Origin of the sequence: Sphingomonas sp. UYEF23, from assembly GCF_040546165.1 — a bacterium.
Taxonomy (GTDB): domain Bacteria; phylum Pseudomonadota; class Alphaproteobacteria; order Sphingomonadales; family Sphingomonadaceae; genus Sphingomonas; species Sphingomonas glacialis.
In genome coordinates, this window is the sequence record NZ_JBEPNG010000004.1 from 189032 (window position 1) to 207083 (window position 18052).

At 65.3% G+C, this 18052-nt stretch carries 19 protein-coding genes; 10 read left to right on the forward strand and 9 right to left on the reverse strand.

What is annotated here, in order from left to right:
* Window positions 1-119: 119 nt before the first annotated feature.
* Window positions 120-2066, reverse strand: a complete 1947-nt coding sequence (locus ABIB28_RS09760; protein WP_354287986.1) for an OPT family oligopeptide transporter — start codon at window positions 2064-2066, stop codon at window positions 120-122.
* Window positions 2067-2188: 122 nt separating this feature from the next.
* Here ABIB28_RS09760 and ABIB28_RS09765 point away from each other — a divergent pair, with 122 nt between their 5' ends.
* The 4 genes from ABIB28_RS09765 to ABIB28_RS09780 all read left to right on the forward strand — a co-directional run bounded on the left by ABIB28_RS09765 (window position 2189) and on the right by ABIB28_RS09780 (window position 5619).
* Complete coding sequence (locus tag ABIB28_RS09765) at window positions 2189-2635, forward strand: MarR family winged helix-turn-helix transcriptional regulator (RefSeq protein ID WP_354287987.1); 447 nt, start codon at window positions 2189-2191, stop codon at window positions 2633-2635.
* 73 nt (window positions 2636-2708) lie between these two features.
* A complete protein-coding gene (locus tag ABIB28_RS09770; RefSeq protein ID WP_354287988.1) occupies window positions 2709-3539 on the forward strand; it encodes a diacylglycerol/lipid kinase family protein in 831 nt (276 codons plus the stop codon).
* Window positions 3536-4303 (forward strand): metallophosphoesterase family protein, encoded by a 768-nt coding sequence (locus ABIB28_RS09775; protein ID WP_189675761.1) that lies wholly within the window; start codon window positions 3536-3538, stop codon window positions 4301-4303. The genes ABIB28_RS09770 and ABIB28_RS09775 overlap by 4 nt, the downstream gene beginning before the upstream one ends.
* A 53-nt stretch (window positions 4304-4356) precedes the next feature.
* Entirely contained in the window at window positions 4357-5619 is a 1263-nt protein-coding gene (locus tag ABIB28_RS09780) for a dipeptidase (protein WP_354287989.1), read from the forward strand.
* A gap of 11 nt (window positions 5620-5630) precedes the next feature.
* Here ABIB28_RS09780 and ABIB28_RS09785 read toward each other — a convergent pair whose 3' ends face one another.
* From ABIB28_RS09785 to ABIB28_RS09805, 5 genes are all read right to left on the reverse strand, one after another.
* Complete coding sequence (locus tag ABIB28_RS09785) at window positions 5631-6905, reverse strand: sensor histidine kinase (protein WP_354287990.1); 1275 nt, start codon at window positions 6903-6905, stop codon at window positions 5631-5633.
* Between the two features lie 173 nt (window positions 6906-7078).
* Window positions 7079-7639 (reverse strand): 30S ribosomal protein S9, encoded by a 561-nt coding sequence (rpsI, locus tag ABIB28_RS09790; protein ID WP_133186622.1) that lies wholly within the window; start codon window positions 7637-7639, stop codon window positions 7079-7081.
* A complete protein-coding gene (gene rplM / locus ABIB28_RS09795; protein WP_010185350.1) occupies window positions 7639-8118 on the reverse strand; it encodes a 50S ribosomal protein L13 in 480 nt (159 codons plus the stop codon). The genes rpsI and rplM overlap by 1 nt, the downstream gene beginning before the upstream one ends.
* 185 nt (window positions 8119-8303) lie before the next feature.
* The gene (locus tag ABIB28_RS09800; RefSeq protein ID WP_354287991.1) at window positions 8304-9341 is read right to left on the reverse strand and encodes a COX15/CtaA family protein; all 1038 of its coding nucleotides are present in this window, start codon (window positions 9339-9341) and stop codon (window positions 8304-8306) included.
* A 60-nt stretch (window positions 9342-9401) separates the two neighbouring features.
* Window positions 9402-9986, reverse strand: coding sequence for a hypothetical protein (locus ABIB28_RS09805; protein ID WP_354287992.1), 585 nt, complete (start codon window positions 9984-9986; stop codon window positions 9402-9404).
* A gap of 139 nt (window positions 9987-10125) precedes the next feature.
* Here ABIB28_RS09805 and ABIB28_RS09810 point away from each other — a divergent pair, with 139 nt between their 5' ends.
* Both ABIB28_RS09810 and ABIB28_RS09815 read left to right on the forward strand, forming a co-directional pair.
* Entirely contained in the window at window positions 10126-10518 is a 393-nt protein-coding gene (locus tag ABIB28_RS09810) for a MerC domain-containing protein (RefSeq protein WP_133186628.1), read from the forward strand.
* A gap of 53 nt (window positions 10519-10571) precedes the next feature.
* Complete coding sequence (locus ABIB28_RS09815) at window positions 10572-11030, forward strand: Fur family transcriptional regulator (RefSeq protein WP_133186630.1); 459 nt, start codon at window positions 10572-10574, stop codon at window positions 11028-11030.
* Window positions 11031-11037: 7 nt separating this feature from the next.
* Here the strand turns inward: ABIB28_RS09815 and ABIB28_RS09820 are convergent, their stop codons facing one another.
* Window positions 11038-11577 (reverse strand): GNAT family N-acetyltransferase, encoded by a 540-nt coding sequence (locus ABIB28_RS09820; RefSeq protein ID WP_354287993.1) that lies wholly within the window; start codon window positions 11575-11577, stop codon window positions 11038-11040.
* A 117-nt stretch (window positions 11578-11694) separates the two neighbouring features.
* Here ABIB28_RS09820 and dxs point away from each other — a divergent pair, with 117 nt between their 5' ends.
* From dxs to ABIB28_RS09840, 4 genes are all read left to right on the forward strand, one after another.
* The gene (gene dxs, locus ABIB28_RS09825; protein ID WP_354287994.1) at window positions 11695-13620 is read left to right on the forward strand and encodes a 1-deoxy-D-xylulose-5-phosphate synthase; all 1926 of its coding nucleotides are present in this window, start codon (window positions 11695-11697) and stop codon (window positions 13618-13620) included.
* Window positions 13621-14226: 606 nt separating this feature from the next.
* On the forward strand, window positions 14227-14925 hold the full coding sequence (locus tag ABIB28_RS09830) for a DUF6629 family protein (RefSeq protein ID WP_354287995.1): 699 nt from the start codon (window positions 14227-14229) through the stop codon (window positions 14923-14925).
* Between the two features lie 253 nt (window positions 14926-15178).
* A complete protein-coding gene (locus tag ABIB28_RS09835) occupies window positions 15179-15355 on the forward strand; it encodes an antitoxin (protein WP_354287996.1) in 177 nt (58 codons plus the stop codon).
* Between the two features lies 1 nt (window position 15356).
* Window positions 15357-15632, forward strand: a complete 276-nt coding sequence (locus ABIB28_RS09840) for a type II toxin-antitoxin system RelE/ParE family toxin (RefSeq protein WP_354287997.1) — start codon at window positions 15357-15359, stop codon at window positions 15630-15632.
* A 15-nt stretch (window positions 15633-15647) separates the two neighbouring features.
* Here the strand turns inward: ABIB28_RS09840 and ABIB28_RS09845 are convergent, their stop codons facing one another.
* The gene (locus ABIB28_RS09845) at window positions 15648-16964 is read right to left on the reverse strand and encodes a hypothetical protein (RefSeq protein WP_354287998.1); all 1317 of its coding nucleotides are present in this window, start codon (window positions 16962-16964) and stop codon (window positions 15648-15650) included.
* A gap of 2 nt (window positions 16965-16966) precedes the next feature.
* Window positions 16967-18031 carry a ribonucleotide-diphosphate reductase subunit beta gene (locus tag ABIB28_RS09850; RefSeq protein ID WP_140851713.1) on the reverse strand — a complete coding sequence of 355 codons (1065 nt, stop codon included), beginning with the start codon at window positions 18029-18031 and terminating at the stop codon, window positions 16967-16969.
* Between the last annotated feature and the right edge of the window lie 21 nt (window positions 18032-18052).

Below are 18052 nucleotides of genomic sequence, written 5' to 3' on the forward strand. Positions count from 1 at the left end.
TTCGGGAGAGGGAAGGGGCCCGCTCGGCGAAGCCGCGGGGGAAGGGTGAGGGCAGTTCGTCCTCTTCCCTCACCCGGCCTCGCTGCGCTCGGCCACCCTCTCCCAAAGGGAGGGGGGGGTCAGCGCGTCGCCGCCACCGCGCGGCGATACAGCATCGCCGCGATCGCGAAGAACAATAGCGTCCCCCCGATCAACGCCTCGGTCTCGTGGCCCGACATCAGCTTGAGCGGCGCATCGCTGCCGCTCAGCCACACGACCAGCGCGAACACCACGCCCCACAGGCTTTCGCCGACGATCATGCCCGTCGCGGTCAGCGTCCCCATCCGCTCGGCAACCTCAGGGTTCGCGCTGCGGTGTGCCCAACGGTTGTAGAACCAGCCGAACACCGAGCCGAGCACGGTCGGCAGGATCACCGCCATCGGCAGGTAGATGCCGAGCGCGACGCCGAGCGGCGGCAGGCGCAACAGCCGGAGCCGACCAAGCAGCTCGTCGAGCGCGATCAGCACGACGCCCGCGGCGACGCCATAGCCGAGCATCGTCCAATTGGCATCGCCCGACAGCACACCCTTCGCCAGCGCCGAGATCAGCCCAGCCTGTGGCGCCGCAAGCGCGTTCGGCCCAGCGCCGGGGACGCCGACGAACCCCATCCCGCTGTTGAGCACGTTGAGCACCGGCGGAATGATCAGCGATCCGAACACCACGCCGATCACCAGCGCGACCTGCTGCTTCCACGGCGTCGCACCGACCAGTTGTCCGGTCTTGAGGTCTTGCAGATTGTCGTTCGAGATCGTCGCGACGCCGAACACGATCCCGGTGACGATCAGCGCATAGGCGATCAGCGCGCGCGTCGTGTCGGCGCCCGGGTTCTGCCCGAACAGACCGACGAGCATCAGCGACGATCCGATCACCGCGAGGATACCGATCCCCGACACGGGCGAGTTCGACGCCCCGATCAGCCCCGCCATATAGCCGCACACCGCCGCGATCATGAGCCCGGCGACAAGCACGAACACCAGCGCCCCCGCGATCAGCAGGAATGCCGAGCCGACCAGCGCGCCGCCCGCGATCACGTCCCACAACAGCCAGCCGATCGGCAGCAGCGTCAGCAGCGCGACGAGCGCGACCCAGGCGATCGGCAAATCGCGTTCCTCGAGCGCGAGCGTCTCGCCCTTGCCGCGCGCGGCGCTGGCGGCGAGTGCTGAGCGCACGCCACCGATCACGGGGCCGGCGATCTTGACCAGGGTCCAGATCGCCGAAATGCCGATCACGCCCGCGCCGAAGAAGCGCACGTCGCCCTTCCACACGGTGTTGACCCAGTCGGCGATGTCGCCCGGCGCGGGATGCGCCGCGGTCAGCATCGGCACGAGCACGAACCAACCGATCACGAGCCCCAGCGCCATCGCCGCGCCGACCGAGATGCCGACGAGATGCCCGACGCCGATCAGCGCGAAGGAGAGGCTGCCCGAAATTCCCGTCGCGCCGGCGCCGACGCGGAAGCTGGTTGCGGCGGTATCGGTAATGATCTTGGTCTGCGTGAAGATCGCGAAAGCCGCCGAGGCGATGCTGTTCCAGATCAAAACGAGCAATCCCTGGCGGGCTTCGGCCTCGCCCTCGCGCGATCCGGCGCCGATCTGGAGCACTTCGGCGGCGGCGACACCCTCGGGATAGGGCAGGTCGGTATCGACGACGAGCGCACGCCGCAGCGGCACCGAGAACATGACGCCGAGGATCCCGCCGGTCATCGTGATTGCGGCGGTCTGGACATAGGGGAAGTTCTGCCACCAGCCGATCATCACCAGCCCCGGCAGCACGAAGATGATCGCGGCGAGTGTGCCCGCTGCACTGGCGACCGTCTGGACGATGTTGTTCTCGAGGATCGTCGATCCCTTGAACAGCTTGAGGATCGCCATCGAGATCACCGCGGCGGGGATCGAGGTCGCGAAGGTCAGCCCGACCTTGAGCCCGAGATAGACGTTGGCGGCGGTGAACAGCAGCGTGATGAGCCCGCCAAGCAGCACGCCGCGCAGCGTGAGTTCGGCGATCGGGGCGGGACGAGAGTCAGTCATCGCCCCATCTCGCACAAGCGACGCCCTGAACGACAGCGCTTTTTGCGCGGGATATCGCGCGGCGCCCAGGACGGATCGAGGAAACGCTGGATATTTTGAGCATGCTTATTATACCGCGTGCCATGCAAGATTCGATCGCCTTCATGATCAGTGACGTTTCGCGACTGATGCGCCGTCGCTTCGACGAGCGCGCGCGCGCGATTGGCGTGACGCGGACGCAGTGGCGCGTGCTGAAGTTTCTTCAGCGAGGCGAGGGGATCAATCAGGGCGGGCTGGCCGAAATGCTCGAGGTCGAGCCGATCACCGCGTGCCGGATGATCGACCGGCTCGAGGAAGCCGGGTTGGTCGAGCGGCGCCGCGATCCGAGCGACCGGCGCGCGTGGCAAATCTACCTGACCGAGCGCGCGCGGCCTTTGCTCGACGATCTCGGGCATCTTGCCGACGAAATGCTCGGCAGTGCGCTGGCGGGGGTCTCGGATGCCGAGCAGGCGCTCGTAATCGCGACCTTGCAACAGATCCGTGCCAATTTGTCCGATGCACAGCCTGCGAAGGACGCCGCCAACGCGTAATTGCCGCGCGAAGTCGCGTTTTTTTTCCGTTGCGCAGGCGTCACTTCTGACCGCGCTGTGCGTTGAGCGCGCCATGCAGAGACTGTGGTTCATCACCAATATCAAATCGGGCACCGCGACCCCCGCCAAGGCCGATGCCATCGCGGCGTCGTTCGCCGGACAGGGGCTGACGCTGGTCGGACGCACCGCTTTCCCGAGCGACCCCTTGCCGACCGCCGAATCGCTCGATGCGGCTGACGTCGACACAGCAGTGCTGTTCGCGGGGGACGGGACAATCAATGCGGCGGTCAGCGCGCTGGCGGAATGGCGCGGCGCGGTGTTGATCCTGCCCGGCGGCACCATGAACCTTTTGGCCAAGATGCTCCACGGCTCGACCGACCCTGCGGCGATCGTCACCGCGGCGATCGCCCATGGTCGCAAGATCGCGCTTCCGGTGGTCGACCTGCCGGAGCATCGCGCGCTGGTCGGGCTGATCCTCGGGCCGGCCGCAACCTGGGTCCGCGCGCGCGAGCTGGTGCGGGCGGGGCGGTTGCGGGGATTGGGTCGCGCCCTGCGCCAGGCGTGGCGACGGACGTTCGGTCACGGCATCCGGCTCGACGGCGTGCCTGGCCTCAAGCACGGCGCGCAAGCGGTGTTGGTACGGGCCGAGCCAGGGCGGCTCGATATCGCGGCGATCGACGCGCGTGATTTTCGCGCGCTGACGCGGCTCGGCTGGGAATGGGTGACCGGCGACTGGGTCGAGGCGTCCGAGGTCACGCAATGCCATGCCGAGCAATTCCGGACACGCGGCGACAAGCCCGCGCTCGCGCTGGTCGACGGCGAACCGGTGATGCTCGAACCCGGCAGCACGATCCGGCTCGGCACCACGCGCGAGCTCTTCATTACGACCAAGAAGGACGCGTGATGCGGCTGTTCCATGTCAGCGACGTGCATTTCGGGCGCGAGGATGCGGCAGCGGTCGCCTGGTTCGGGGGGCTGGTCAAGGCCGAGCAGCCCGACGCGGTGATCATGACGGGCGACCTGACGATGCGCGCACGACGCCGCGAGTTCTCCGCCGGGCTCGCGTGGTTGCAGGGGCTCGGCGTGCCGGTGACGGTCGAAGTCGGCAATCACGATTTGCCCTATTTCAACCCGATCGACCGGTTCTTCCGACCTTATCGGCGGATGAGCAAAATCGAACGGATGGTCGAGCAGCCGCTCGACTTGCCCGGCGTCGCGATCGTCCCGCTCGTGACGACGGCGCGCGCGCAATGGCGGCTCAACTGGTCGAAGGGCAAGGTCAGCCGCGGCGCGCTCGATCGCACGCTGGCCTTGCTGGCCGAAGTGCCTGCGGGAAAGCTGGTCTTCATCGCCTGTCATCATCCGCTGGTCGAACCCGAGACGCGGATGTCTGCGCAGACGCATAACGGCGCGGCTGCGCTTCGGGCGCTGGCCGACGCCGGGGCGGATGCGGTGCTGACCGGACATGTCCATGATCCGTTCGATATTGCGCATAGCGTCGATGGCACCGTGGTGCGGATGATCGGCGCAGGGACGCTGTCCGAACGCACGCGCACGACGCCGCCCTCGTTCAACGAAATCCGCATTGCCGACGGGCGTTTCGACGTGCTGCTGCGGACGATGACGCCGGCGCCCGATCGTCCGCTCGAGCGGGAACGCGCGGAATAATCCGGGCATGCCGAAGGGCTTGTAACGCCCCCGTTGCGCGATACGCTGGCGTAATGAAAACAGCTCTCCTTCTCGCGCCGCTCCTGCTCGCCACAGCACCCGCTTTTGCAGCGCCGTCCGACATCGACGCTCGCGTCGCGCGCGTGCTGAAAGACACGCCGCTGATCGACGGGCATAACGACTGGGCCGAGACGCTCGTCGGCCGCGCCGGCGACGCGCGCTGGACGCTCGATCTGACGACGCTCGACCCGGCCAAATACGACACCGACATAACGCGGCTGCGCAAGGGCGGCGTCGGCGGGCAATTCTGGTCGGTCTATGTCGATGCCAACTTGCCCGGGCCGCAGCAGGTCGAAGCGACGTTCGAGCAGATCGGGCTGATGCAGCAGATCTTCGCGCGCTATCCGACCGTGTTCGAGGCCGCGACCACCGCTGCCGACGTCCGGCGGATCCAGGCGAAGGGCCGGATCGCGTCGCTTCTCGGGGTCGAGGGCGGGGGGCAGATCGACGGCAAGTTCGCCGTGCTGCGCGCCTATCGCCAGCTCGGCGCATCCTATCTCACGCTGACGCATTCGCGGACGATCGCCTGGGCCGATTCGGCGACCGACGATCCGAAGCATGGCGGTCTGACCAAGTTCGGCGAGGCGGTGGTGCACGAACTCAACCGGCTCGGCATGCTGGTCGATCTCAGCCACGTCAACGAAGCGACGATGCGCGCCGCGCTGCGCGTGTCGAGCGCACCGGTGATCTTCTCGCATTCGAGCGCACGCGCGCTGTGCGATCATCCGCGCAACGTGTCCGACGCCGTGCTCAAGCTGCTCGCCGCCAATGGCGGGATCGTGATGGTCAATTTCGCGCCGAGCTACGTCTCGGAGCAGCGCCGACTATGGGAGGCGGCGCACAATGGCGAGATCGCCAGCTACAACGCGCCGCCGTTCGGCGGGCTCTATATCGGCCAACCCGACAAGGCCAAGGCGGCGCTGGCGGCGTGGGAGCTGGCGCACCCCAAGCCAGCGGTGACGCTGACGATGGTCGCCGACCATATCGACCATATCGCCAAGGTGGCGGGGATCGACCATGTCGGGATCGGATCCGATTTCGATGGGCTTAGCGAATTGCCGCAAGGGCTCGACGGCGTCGAAACCTATCCCGCCTTGCTCGCCGAACTGGCGCGGCGTGGGTGGAGCGACCGCGATCTCGCCAAGCTGGCGGGCGGCAACATCCTGCGCGTGATGGCGGGCGCCGAGCGCGCCGCACTCGCGCTCAAGGGCGAGCCCGCGGCGACCGCGACGATCGCGCAACTCGACGGGACGTAAACGCGCCGGTCTCAGCCGTGCGCTGGCTTTGCCGGAAAGGTGATGGCGAACCACGCCCCCCCATCGGATCCGGCCTCGATCACGCCGTCGAGACTGCGCACCAGCGTCCGGATCAGCTGCATACCCAGGCTCGTCGACGATCGGCTCGTCAGGTCGAACGCCTCGGGCAAGCCCTTGCCGAAATCGCGCACGGTCACAACGATCGCGCTGTCCTGCGCCTTCGCGGTGACGACGACGCGCCCCCCGGCATCGCCATAGGCATATTTGGCGGCATTGGTGACAAGCTCGGTGAGCAGCAGACCGACAGCAACGGCCTGGTCGGCATGAAGCGAGATGTCGTCGGCGCTGCACTCCAGCGTGACGGTGGCGAGCTGCGTCGAAAGGCTCGCGCACAGATCCTTGATCAGCGCGGGGATCTCGATCCGCCCGGTATCCTGGCGCCACAATTGATCGTGCGTCCGGGCGATCGCGATGACGTGGCCCGACGCCTCGTTCAGCGCACTCGAGACTTCGGGGAGCGGATTGCTGCGGGATTGCAGATGGAGGATGCTCGACAGCATCGTCAGGCTGTTCTTGACGCGGTGGCTCGCCTCGCGGACGAGCACCTTCTGGTAATCGATCGCTTCGGCGAGGCGGCGTTCGCCCTCCTGGCGGTCCATCGCGACGCCGAGCAAATTGGCGAAGCCCTGGAGGAACGCGATATCGGCGGCCTCGAACTGGCCGGCGCTCGGGCTGTCGACCTCAAGCACGCCCCACGGGCCCGCGGTGGTCGAGATCAGCACGTTGATCGCGCGGCGTACGCCGTGTTCGACCATGATCTTCGGCGTGCGGAAGCGCTCCTCGCCCTCGAGATGGTTCGAGATGACGGGCGTGCCGTTCTGATAGGCGAAGCCCGCGGGGGACTTGTCGTCGGCGGCGAGGCTGACCTTGCCGATCACCCCGGCGCGCCACCCCACGCCCGCGCGGAAGATCAAGTCGTGCTGTTCGGCGCGGTACTCGAGCACTTTGCACAGGCTGGTCTGCATCCCGTCGGCGGCCATTTCGGCAGCCTTGGCGAGCAGCGCTTCATTGTCGCGGCATTGCAGCGCGAACAGCCCGAAATCGGACAGGATCGCCTGTTGCTGCAAGCGGTAACCGAGCAGCGACCCGGCCCCGACCTGTTCGATCGCTTCGGCAAACGATGTCGGCTCGTTCGATGCGCAGTCGGTCGTCTCGACGACGTCGTCCGATGGCCCGTCGAGCAAGGCGGTCTGGTTGGTCGCCTGCGGCGCGCGATCGTCGGTCAAACCCGGACTTCCCTTTGTCGTTTTTTCTGGTGCTGTCGCGTATTTCGGCATGGCAGCGTGGCAATGCAAGATCGCGCCCAACCGGCTCGCGGTATGCCGAGCAGGTCGACCAGAACCGAAAAGGGCGGCCCGTTGCCGGACCGCCCCTTTGCGTACCACAGTTTCGTGGAAGCTTAGCGCTTCGAGAACTGGAAGCTACGACGGGCCTTCGCCTTGCCGTACTTCTTACGCTCGACCGTGCGGCTGTCGCGGGTCAGGAACCCGGCTGCCTTGACGGGCGCACGCAAGATCGGCTCGAAACGAGTCAGCGCCTGGCTGATGCCATGCTTGACCGCGCCGGCCTGGCCCGAGAGGCCACCGCCCTTGACGGTGCAGACGACGTCATAGGCACCGTCACGCTCGGTCACGCCGAACGGCTGGTTGATGACGAGACGCAGCGTCGGACGTGCGAAATACACTTCCTGGTCGCGGCCGTTGATCGTGATCTTGCCGGTGCCGGGCTTGATCCAGACGCGTGCGACGGCGTCCTTACGACGGCCGGTCGCATAGGCGCGGCCGTACTGGTCGAGGATCTGCTCGCGTAGCGGCATCGGCTCGTGCGTCGGCGCTGCGGGGGCAGCAACGTAATCTTCGCCGGTGGCAGGCGCGGTCGTTGCAGCGGCAGGCGCTGCAACCGGTGCCGGCGTGTTGGTCAGGCCGGCGAGATCGGCGAGGGACTGGCGGTTGTCGGACATCAGTTACCCACCTTGTTCTTGCGGTTCATGCTGCCGATGTCGAGGACTTCGGGGTTCTGCGCTTCGTGCGGATGCTCGGTACCAGCGAAGACGCGCAGGTTGCGCAGCTGGGCGCGACCCAGGGGCCCGCGCGGAATCATCCGCTCGATGGCCTTTTCGATGATCCGCTCGGGGAAACGACCCTCGAGGATCTTGCCGGCCGCGACGCCCTTGATGCCGCCGGCATAGCCGGTGTGGCGGTAATAGATCTTGTCCTTGAGCTTGTTGCCCGTGAACCGCACCTTGTCCGCGTTGATGATGATGACATTGTCACCGCAATCGACGTGGGGGGTGAAGCTCGGCTTATGCTTGCCGCGCAGGATGTTCGCGATGATCGACGCCATACGGCCGACGACCAGACCGTCGGCATCGACGATGATCCATTTCTTCTCCACCTCATGCGGCAACGCCGGCTTGGTGGTCTTCATCAGCGCCTTCATGGGGCTTGTGACCTTTACATGCTAAAATGACAGATGCCGCCCCCCATCTCCCATGAAGCTGAGCGTCATGGGCACCCGGGCAGGACGGCACCGTTGGTGGCGCTATTGCTGCTTGGCCTTGCGAAAGTCAAGCAAAGTGCGGGTTTGCTGACGGGTATTCTGATACCGGAGCGCTTTGCGGAGGGTCAGATCGCGCGGCGGCCGACGGCGTGCGCCGCCGCGGCGGTCGCGATCACGAGCAGGGCGGCATTGGCCTGGTGCGCGACCGCAACGGCGATCTCGACCCCGCTCAGCAAGGTCACGATGCCGAGCACGATCTGCGCACAGACCAGGCCGATCAGCGCCAGCCCAAGGCGCGGCGCCCCGGCGCGGCGGGCGCGCGCGGCGAGCATCATCACGCCGAACGCGACGGCGAAGGCGAGCCAGCGATGGACGAACTGGACGACGATCGGGTTGTCGAACAGGTTGCGCCACAGCGGATCGGTAAACGGCGTCGCCATCGGGAAGATCGCGTCGCCCATCAGCGGCCAGCTCGAAAAGGCGTAGCCGGCGCGCAGGCCAGCGGTCAGCGCGCCGAACAGGATCTGCGCGAACAGCAGCACGATCGCGATCGCCGGGATCAGCCGCAGCCGGGCAGGGCGTGCCAGCCGGTTGTCGGCGAGCGCGCGCAGATCGAGCGCGGTCCACACCATGCCGGCGAGCGTGAACAAGGCGGTGAGCAAATGCGTCGCGAGCCAGCCGGGCGCGACCTCGGTCCGTCCACTGAGCCCCGAGCGGACCATCAGCCAGCCGAACGTGCCCTGCAGCGCGATCAGCGAGAACAAAGCGACGAGCCGCACCAGATACCCGCGCGGGATCCGCCGCCGCACCGCGAACCACACCAGCGGCACGAGAAAGGCGAGGCCGATCACGCGGCCAAGCATGCGGTGGAGATATTCCCAAAAGAAGATCGCCTTGAAGCCGGCGAGCGTCATTCCCTGATTGAAGGCCTCGTATTGCGGGATCGTGCGGTAATTGGCGAATTCGGCCTGCCACTGCGCATCTGTTATCGGGGGAATGCTACCGCTGAGCGGTTTCCATGACGTGATCGACAGCCCCGATTCGGTCAGCCGCGTGATCCCGCCGATCACGACGATCGCGACGATCAGCGCGGCCACGACGAACAGCCAGGTGGAGAGCGTCCGCGGGCGGACGGTGGAGGGGAGCGAAGACGCCTGGAGCATCGTGCGACCCTACGCCGTTGTCGGCGGCGCGTCGATTGGACAAACTGCCACGGGGGACGGTTATCCGGGCTGGTGTCGATAGCCCTCGAGTTGCTTTGCCTGATCGACCAGCGGCGGGACATTGGTCGCCTGGCGCAGCGCATCGGACAGCAACTCGCGCTGATACGGCTCCTGCGTCCAGGCGTGTCCCGGCGCGCGCTGGAATTGCGTGCCATAGATTTGCGGCTGACCAATCCGTTGAAGATAGCGGTCGAGCGTCGCTGCGGCGATCCACACCGCCTCGGGTTTGCCGCGGGCGGTTGCGACCACCGCGAGCGTATGCGCCTTGAGGAAATCCGCTGGCGTCTCGCCATGCTGGAACAGATAGGCCGCGTGATAGAAATCGTCCCCGCTGTGCAGGGCGCCCGTGTCGAGCAGCACCTGCGTCCGCGCCCGCCGGGCGCGATCCGCTGGCCACAGCACCTTCCAGTCGATCGTGGCGGGGGTGTCGCGCGCCTTTTGGTCTGCGTCGAACAGCGCGGTCATCTCTGGGTTGCTGGCGGGTTGCGCTACGGGCGCGGGCCGCGTGGCGGGTTCGGCCGGGGCGGGGGAGGCCGCCGACGCGGGGGTCGCCCACAGCATCAGGCCGACGATAGCGCAGCGCATTTCCACTCCCGACCCGATGCAGTTCACGCACCATCATGCGATGCGGCATGGCAGCACGCCAGTCCGACGATAGGCCACCACAAAAATTCGTCGATGATATGTTGTAACCTGACCCTCGACATGCCACATGGCGTCCAGCATGACGACTCTCGCCCACACCCCCGCAATCCGCTGGATCGAACAGCGGTTCGACACGATGGCGATCGGCCTGTCGGGGCTGTGCATGGTGCATTGCATCGCGAGCTCGGTGTTCATCGCGCTGGCCTCGACTGCGGGCGGGCTGCTGCTTAACCCGCTGTTTCACGAGATCGGGCTGACGATCGCGATCGGTTTCGGCGTGTTTGCGCTCGGGCGCGGGATCTTCACGCATGGCTATATGATGCCCGCGGTGGTCGGCTCGGCCGGGCTCGGCACGATGGCGGGCGCGATCTCGTTGCCGCATGACGGATCGGGGATGGAGACGGTGTGGACGCTGATCGGTGTGGCGACGCTCGCGCTCGGCCACGACCTCAACCGCCGCGCCGCCAACTGACCATCCTGAGTCGCGCCGTTGCGGGGAGGGCCCGCACCGCCTATCTCGACCGCATGGCCACACATCATCATGCCGAGCCGCAAGGCGCCGATCTCGCCGTCGCCGCGCAGGCGACGCTCGAACGCTCGGGCGAGCAATGGACCGCGATGCGCGCGCAAATCTTCCGCGCGCTCGCCGGGTTCGACAAGCCGGCATCGGCCTATGACATCGCCGAGGCGGTCTCCAAGGCCGAGGGGCGGCGCGTTGCCGCAAACAGCGTGTACCGCATCCTCGACTTGTTCGTCGGTGCCAATCTGGCGCGGCGAGTCGAGAGCTCGAACGCCTATATCGCCAACGCGCACCCCGATTGTCTCCACGACTGCATCTTCCTGGTGTGCGACAGCTGCGGGCAGACGACGCACCTCGATGACGACCGGATCACCAAGGGCGTGCGCTCGGCAGCGGAAGCCGCCGGGTTCTCGCCGGTGCGGCCGGTGATCGAAGTCCGCGGCAAGTGTGCCGACTGCGGCTGAGCCGCGCTCAGCCAAGATCCTTTCCCATGCGTAACCCCGGCACTGGCGTGCCGCGATCGGCCATCTTGGCGACGCGCTCGATCTCCTGATAGCCCGCGGCGCGATAGAGCGGCTCACCCGACAGTGTCGCCATCAGCTCGACCCGCGTGAAGCCAGCGCCACGCGCAGCCGCTTCGCAGAGGCCGAGCACCAAGCGGCCAATGCCGCGGCGCACGAAGCCGGGGTCGGTGTACATCGCGCGAATCCGGCCAGGCTCGGTCGCCGGATCGAGCATCCGCGCATCGCGCGGCGCGGCGCCGGCATTGCCGCCATAGAGGGTCGCGCGGTAGCTCCAGCCGCCGCAGCCCGCGAGTTGGCCGTCCTGCTCGACCACGAAATAGGTGCGGTCGGCGATCAGTTGCGTGTCGAGTCCCATGCTCAACCGGCTTGCGGCGATCTCATCGGGTGACAGGAAACCGTGCTGCAGCTCGGCGATCGCGCGCTCCATCAACGCGGCGATCGCGGGGATATCGGCCTCGGTCGCAAGGCGATGGCTAAGCGCGGTCATGGCATTTCCCCCGGTACGATCGGCGCGATGTGATGCCGCGACGCACGGCGCGTCAAGAATGTGCGCAGCGCAATCGAGGTAATCGACAGGCGGATTGCACCGCGCTAAGCAGGCCGGATGGTCGATATTCTCCAAACGCCGCTGCTCGACACGGTGAACATTCCCGCCGATCTTCGGACGCTTGCCCCCACCCAGCTTCGCCAGCTTGCCGACGAGCTCCGCCAGGAGACGATCGCAGCCGTCGGCGTAACGGGTGGCCACCTGGGCTCGGGGCTCGGCGTGGTCGAGCTGACGGTTGCGATTCACTATGTGTTCGACACGCCCAACGACAAGCTCGTGTGGGACGTCGGGCATCAATGCTATCCGCACAAGATCCTCACCGGCCGGCGCGACCGGATCCGGACGCTGCGCATGGGCGGGGGCCTGTCGGGCTTCACCAAGCGCTCCGAGAGCGAATACGACCCGTTCGGCGCGGCGCACAGCTCGACCTCGATCTCGGCGGCCTTGGGCTTCGGCGTCGCGAACAAGATCGCCGACAAGCCCGGCAAGGGCATTGCGGTGATCGGCGACGGCGCGATGTCCGCCGGCATGGCGTATGAGGCGATGAACAACGCGGCGCAGGCGGGCAACCGGCTGGTCGTGATCCTCAACGACAACGACATGTCGATCGCCCCGCCCGTCGGCGGGCTGTCTGCCTATCTCAGCCGCATCGTGTCGAGCCGCGAGTTCCTCGGCTTCCGCGATCTGGCGCGCAAACTCGCCAAGCGGCTGCCCAAGCCGATCGCGACGGGCATGCGCAAGACCGAGGAATTCGCCCGCGGCATGGCGATGGGCGGCACCTTGTTCGAGGAACTCGGCTTCTATTATGTCGGCCCGATCGACGGCCATAACCTCGACCAGCTGATCCCCGTGCTCGAGAATGTCCGCGATGCCGAGGAGGGCCCGATCCTCGTCCATGTCGTGACCAAGAAGGGCAAGGGCTATGCCCCGGCCGAGGCCGCGGCGGACAAGTATCACGGCGTCCAGAAGTTCGACGTCATCTCGGGCGTGCAGACCAAGGCACCCCCGGGTCCGCCGCAGTATCAGAACGTGTTCGGCGCGCAGCTTTCCAAGGAAGCCGAGACCGATCCGCGGATCTGCGCGATCACCGCGGCGATGCCGTCGGGCACCGGGCTCGACGCCTTTGCCAAGGCGCATCCCGAGCGCTTCTTCGATGTCGGCATCGCCGAGCAGCATGCCGTCACCTTCGCCGCGGGTCTTGCCGCGCAGGGGATGCGGCCGTTCTGCGCGATCTATTCGACCTTCCTCCAGCGCGCCTATGACCAGGTCGTCCACGACGTCTGCATCCAGAACCTGCCGGTGCGCTTCGCGATCGACCGCGCAGGCCTCGTCGGCGCCGACGGCGCGACGCATGCCGGGTCGTTCGATCTCGCCTATCTCGCCACTTTGCCCAACATGGTGGTGATGGCGCCGGCCGACGAAGCCGAGCTGGTGCATATGACGCACACCGCGATCCTGCATGACAGCGGGCCGATCGCGGTGCGCTATCCACGCGGCAACGGCACTGGCGTCGCGCTTCCCGCGGTTGCCGAGGCGCTCGAGATCGGCAAGGGGCGGATCGTGCGGCAGGGGCACAAGGTCGCGATCCTGTCGCTCGGCACGCGGCTCGAAGAGGCGCTGCGCGCGGCCGAGGCGCTCGAGGCGAAGGGGCTGTCGACGACGGTCGCCGATCTGCGCTTCGCCAAGCCGCTCGACGAGGAGCTGATCCGCAAGCTGCTGACGACGCACGAAGTCGCGGTGACGATCGAGGAAGGCGCCGTCGGGGGCTTGGGCGCGCATGTGCTGACCTTCGCCAGCGATTCGGGGCTGATCGACGCGGGGCTCAAGCTGCGCACGATGCGGCTGCCCGACACGTTCCAGGACCAGGACAAGCCCGAGCTGCAATATGCCCAGGCCGGGCTCGATGCCGAGGCGATCGTCGAGACCGTGCTGAAAGCGCTGCGGCACAATTCGAGCAGCGTCGTCGAGGGCGCGCGCGCCTGAACGGCGCGGCGGCGGATCCCTGCGGTGGTGGGGATACGCCGGCGGGTGGGGTGCGGCGTCGATCCGGCGGACGGTGCGACGAACCGAGTGCGTGCTTGACTCGATTGACCCCTGGACGGTGAGTCTTCGATCGCGATCGTTTCCGTTTTTGTGATGATCGCGGGCAGACATCCCATCCCGTCGCCCCAGCGAAGGCCGGGGCCGCTCTGTGGTGGGACCGAACCGGCGATGCGCGCGAGAGCGACGCGGCCCCGGCCTTCGCCGGGGCGACGGGATAGGGTCTTGGCGAGCGTGAGGATCGGCATGACCGGTTCCGTGAAATCTGAGATCCGCACTATATAACCTAATTGGTTCGTGTAGGACAGTGGTTTATAGCGGCAGCGGTTCGATCGGTGATCGGGCGTCGAACGCGGGCGTTGGCTGGCAGCATCGCCGCGGCCGAGGGTGAGGCTGCCGTGTGGCGGCGGCTTCGCACGCCTAGCGCGCGACCGCGACGGGCCCGGTCGCCGCCGGGGGTCGCGTCGCGGCCGCCGCGAAATCCTGCTGGCATTCCACGGCGGTGCGCCCCAGAGCGGACGTCTCTCCTGCTCGTGAAGGTCTGTGCTCATGTGCTTTTCGGCCACCGCCAGTTTTACCGCGTCGGCGGTCCTCGGGGTGGTCGGGGTGGCGACGCTACGGCATGTCCGCGAGCCGCGCGCCTTGCTCTTCGCGTGCGTGCCGCTGCTGTTCGCGGTGCACCAGTTTTCCGAAGGGATGGTGTGGCTCGCGCTCGAGGGGCGGCTCGGGGCCACGGCGGTCGACCATAGCGTGTTCCTCTTCACGCTCTATGCGATCGGGATCCTGCCGCTGCTGATGCCCGTCGCGGTGGTGCTGATGGAGCCGCCGGGGTGGCGGCGGCGCGCGATCCTGGCGCTGTGCGGCGTGGGGGCGGTGGTGTTCGCGTGGGACATGACCGGCCTCGTCGTCGCGCCGACCTGCGCGGTGATCGAGCAGCATTCGATCACCTATACCAACCCGATCACCAGCCAGATGTGGGTGTCGCTGCTCTACATCCTCGCGACGTGCGGGGCGCTGCTGCTGTCGACGCACCGCGTGGTGCGGGGCTATGGGCTGCTCAACGTGATCGGGCTGACGATCGTGCATCTGATCAAGGGCTATGCGTTCGCGTCGGTGTGGTGCTTCTATGCCGCGGTGCTGAGCGTGGTGCTGTATCGGCAGTTCAACCGGCAGGACATCGATGTGGCGACGCCTAACGGGACGAGTGCGCCGCGGCGGCCGTTTGTGCTGTCGTGGTTGCGGGGGTGAGGGGACCGCGCGTTTCAATTCGCGGAACGTGGGATCGGGTGAGGGGCTTGAGGCCGCCCATCCCCTTGCGCCTCCCCGGCGGAGGCCGGGGCCGAGGAGTAGAGCGCATGGAAATTCGGGCGTTGTGCTCGCTTGCAGCCACCTTCGCTACTGGGCCCCGGCCTTCGCCGGGGAAGTGAAGGAATGGTCCGCCGGCGGGGACGGGCCGCCACTACGATTTTCGTGATGCGCAAACGGTGATATGCTCGCAAGCATGGATCCGAAGCCAACCCTGTTCGAGTCTGTCGATCCCGCCGCCGAAGCGGCAGCGGACGAACGCGCCGAGGCCGATGTCGCGGCAGGCCGGTTGATAAGCCATGATGCGGTGAAGCGCTGGGTCGCATCCTGGGGCAGTGACGCGCCGTTGCCACGGCCGAGCATCGGCGACTGAGTTGCGAAAGATCGTCTGGACGGATGACGCGATTGCGCATCTCGAAGCGATCGTCGCGTATATCTCGACGTTCAATCCAGGCGCGGCGCAAGCCTTGGGCGAGCGGCTGATCGCCGTGGCGGATAGCTTAGCTGAGTTTTCCGAACGCGGCCGGGATGCGGGCGGCGGCAAACGCGAAATGACGACAGTATGGCCGTATGTGCTGCGCTATCGTGTCGAGGCGGAGCGGGTGATTATCCTACGTATCCGCCATGGTGCGCGGAATGAAGAGACGTAACGCGGGTCTCAATCTTCAAAGAAACTTTGGCTCTATTTCCTTTATTTCCTTCTTTTGACCCAGAGTATCAATTAGCTCACTAGCTCGTAAGAAAAACAAAAAATAAGGATCAATTATCGCGAACGTTCCAGAAGCAGCATCTGGATCCCATTCGACTATGCGTTGGGTCGGATGCATCTGTTCGGCAAAGCCTGCAATTTGCTTTAGTGACTCAGTGATACTGCTTCCCACAGGTTTGTCGTCAATACAAACAGAGCTTATTCTGGCGAGGAGATCTGCATAATTGAACTCCATCGCTGGTGGGTCTTCGGCCAGCGCGAGGAGCGACGCCCGATAGGCGTCGCCTTTTGTACCATCCGAAAAGCTAAATTCTTTGCGCTCGGTTCCCCGGATTCGAGGTCCGGCATGCATCTGCTTAATAAGCGACGTATAATCAGATCTAGTAGATGTTTGCTCAAGTGCCTTCTTGAGGTCGTCGTCTGAAACATCCACTTTTATCGCAAACTCATTACTCTCGCGGAGATTGAGGTCGAAGCATAACTGTAGGCAAAGGCCCTGCATAATCTGCGGAGATGTGCAGCTCTCTTGAGTAAATCTCTGTATCGCATCTATTTTTATGTCTGCGTTAAGTGCAGAAAATCCTTGAGTTCCAACCTTGACGAGGTCGGAAGACGTCCAAAATGACGTGTCGATATTTATGGTTCGTCCGCGAAGTTCATGATTGGAGCGAACGACGTCGTCGGACCTGTGGGGTACCGACGCGATACAGAACCTTATCCCAATTTCTGCTGCTGCTTTGATTTGCCTTCCGATTGAGCTTTGCAACTCGCGGGGGATATAGTGGAAGTCATCCAAAAAAACGATGAAGTCGCTGTTTGCTATTTCACGAGCTACACCAGCCATGCCGCGATTTTGCTGCGTGGATGTCATGTTGCTGTTGGCAGAGGTCGTTGTCGACACGCCACCCCCGACGCCGGCGGAGCCAAAGCCGGGAATGCTAATGCTTGCATTTACGCTTGCATTCGGAGTTACCGACTCCACCGCACCGGTTGTTACGGCGGTGGAAGTCGGCGTGGCCATCCAGTTAAGTATGGCCTCCCAGAGGTCGTTCGGAGCCTCGATCTGGGTGCCAAATATATGAATTAAATTCTCTTCTCCGACGATATTTCGGACCAGGGCGGTTTTGCCGGTCTTTGAGGGGCCCGAAATTGAGATTGGCGATTTTGGTGTTTCAATGGCGTCCCGAACTCTTTTCTCTAGCTTCTCGTCTTGCCTTTCGACGTAGGTTATCGTTGGAAAGTCGCTAGGTACGAAGACCTCGGTTGCGCGCACCATTATTCCGCCGCAACCCCCGCGCGCGAGAACATATCCCCCGCGTCGCCAGCATCCTCATTCGCCACCGGAACCCCGACACCCGCCTTCGCCTTCTGGCGCTTGTCGAACCCGTCCCACACTTCGTTCCAATTCCCGCGCGTCGCCGCCTTCGAATATTCGGTGGCGCGCTGTTCGAAGAAGTTGGCGTGCTCGACGCCGTTGAGCATCGGCGCGAGCCAGGGGAGGGGGTGTTCGTCGATCATGTAGATCGGCTTCATCCCCAGCTGTCCCAGGCGCCAGTCGGCGATGTAGCGGATGTACTTCTTGATCTCCTTGGGGGTCATGCCGTTGACCGGGCCCATCTCGAACGCGAGATCGATGAAATTGTCCTCGAGCCGGACGGTGTGCTGGCACATGTCGGCAATGTCGTCGCGCACCGACTTGGTCATGCAGTTGCGCTCGGCGCAGAAGGCGTGGAACAGCTTGATGATGCCCTCGCAGTGGAGGCTCTCGTCGCGGATCGACCAGGTGACGATCTGCCCCATGCCCTTCATCTTGTTGAAGCGCGGGAAGTTCATCAGCATGGCGAAGCTGGCGAAGAGCTGCAGCCCCTCGGTGAAGCCGCCGAACATCGCGAGCGTCTTGGCGATGTCCTCGTCGGTGTCGACGCCGAAGGTCTGCAGGTAATCGTGCTTGTCCTTCATCTCGCTATATTCGAGGAAGGCGCCGTATTCGCTCTCGGGCATGCCGATCGTGTCGAGCAGATGGCTGTACGCGGCGATGTGCACCGTCTCCATGTTGCTGAACGCGGCGAGCATCATCTTGATCTCGGTCGGCTTGAAGATGCGGCCGTATTTCTCGTGGTAGCAATCCTGCACCTCGACATCCGCCTGGGTGAAGAAGCGGAAGATCTGCGTCAGCAGGTTGCGCTCATGGTCGCTGAGCTTCTGCGCCCAGTCGCGGCAATCCTCGCCCAAGGGCACTTCCTCGGGCATCCAGTGGATCTGCTGCTGGCGCTTCCAGAAATCGAACGCCCAGGGGTATTCGAACGGCTTGTACTGCTTGCGGGCTTCGGTGAGGGACATTGGGGGTTACTCCGGGACTGT

Excerpts from the sequence above, each read along its gene's own strand:
- ABIB28_RS09760 (WP_354287986.1), bottom strand. The coding sequence starts at position 2,066 with ATGACTGACTCTCGTCCCGCCCCGATCGCCGAACTCACGCTGCGCGGC.
- ABIB28_RS09765 (WP_354287987.1), top strand. The coding sequence starts at position 2,189 with ATGCAAGATTCGATCGCCTTCATGATCAGTGACGTTTCGCGACTGATG.
- ABIB28_RS09770 (WP_354287988.1), top strand. The coding sequence starts at position 2,709 with ATGCAGAGACTGTGGTTCATCACCAATATCAAATCGGGCACCGCGACC.
- ABIB28_RS09780 (WP_354287989.1), top strand. The coding sequence starts at position 4,357 with ATGAAAACAGCTCTCCTTCTCGCGCCGCTCCTGCTCGCCACAGCACCC.
- rpsI (WP_133186622.1), bottom strand. The coding sequence starts at position 7,639 with ATGTCCGACAACCGCCAGTCCCTCGCCGATCTCGCCGGCCTGACCAAC.
- rplM (WP_010185350.1), bottom strand. The coding sequence starts at position 8,118 with ATGAAGGCGCTGATGAAGACCACCAAGCCGGCGTTGCCGCATGAGGTG.
- ABIB28_RS09800 (WP_354287991.1), bottom strand. The coding sequence starts at position 9,341 with ATGCTCCAGGCGTCTTCGCTCCCCTCCACCGTCCGCCCGCGGACGCTC.
- ABIB28_RS09805 (WP_354287992.1), bottom strand. The coding sequence starts at position 9,986 with ATGCGCTGCGCTATCGTCGGCCTGATGCTGTGGGCGACCCCCGCGTCG.
- ABIB28_RS09810 (WP_133186628.1), top strand. The coding sequence starts at position 10,126 with ATGACGACTCTCGCCCACACCCCCGCAATCCGCTGGATCGAACAGCGG.
- ABIB28_RS09815 (WP_133186630.1), top strand. The coding sequence starts at position 10,572 with ATGGCCACACATCATCATGCCGAGCCGCAAGGCGCCGATCTCGCCGTC.
- ABIB28_RS09820 (WP_354287993.1), bottom strand. The coding sequence starts at position 11,577 with ATGACCGCGCTTAGCCATCGCCTTGCGACCGAGGCCGATATCCCCGCG.
- dxs (WP_354287994.1), top strand. The coding sequence starts at position 11,695 with ATGGTCGATATTCTCCAAACGCCGCTGCTCGACACGGTGAACATTCCC.
- ABIB28_RS09830 (WP_354287995.1), top strand. The coding sequence starts at position 14,227 with ATGTGCTTTTCGGCCACCGCCAGTTTTACCGCGTCGGCGGTCCTCGGG.
- ABIB28_RS09835 (WP_354287996.1), top strand. The coding sequence starts at position 15,179 with ATGGATCCGAAGCCAACCCTGTTCGAGTCTGTCGATCCCGCCGCCGAA.
- ABIB28_RS09850 (WP_140851713.1), bottom strand. The coding sequence starts at position 18,031 with ATGTCCCTCACCGAAGCCCGCAAGCAGTACAAGCCGTTCGAATACCCC.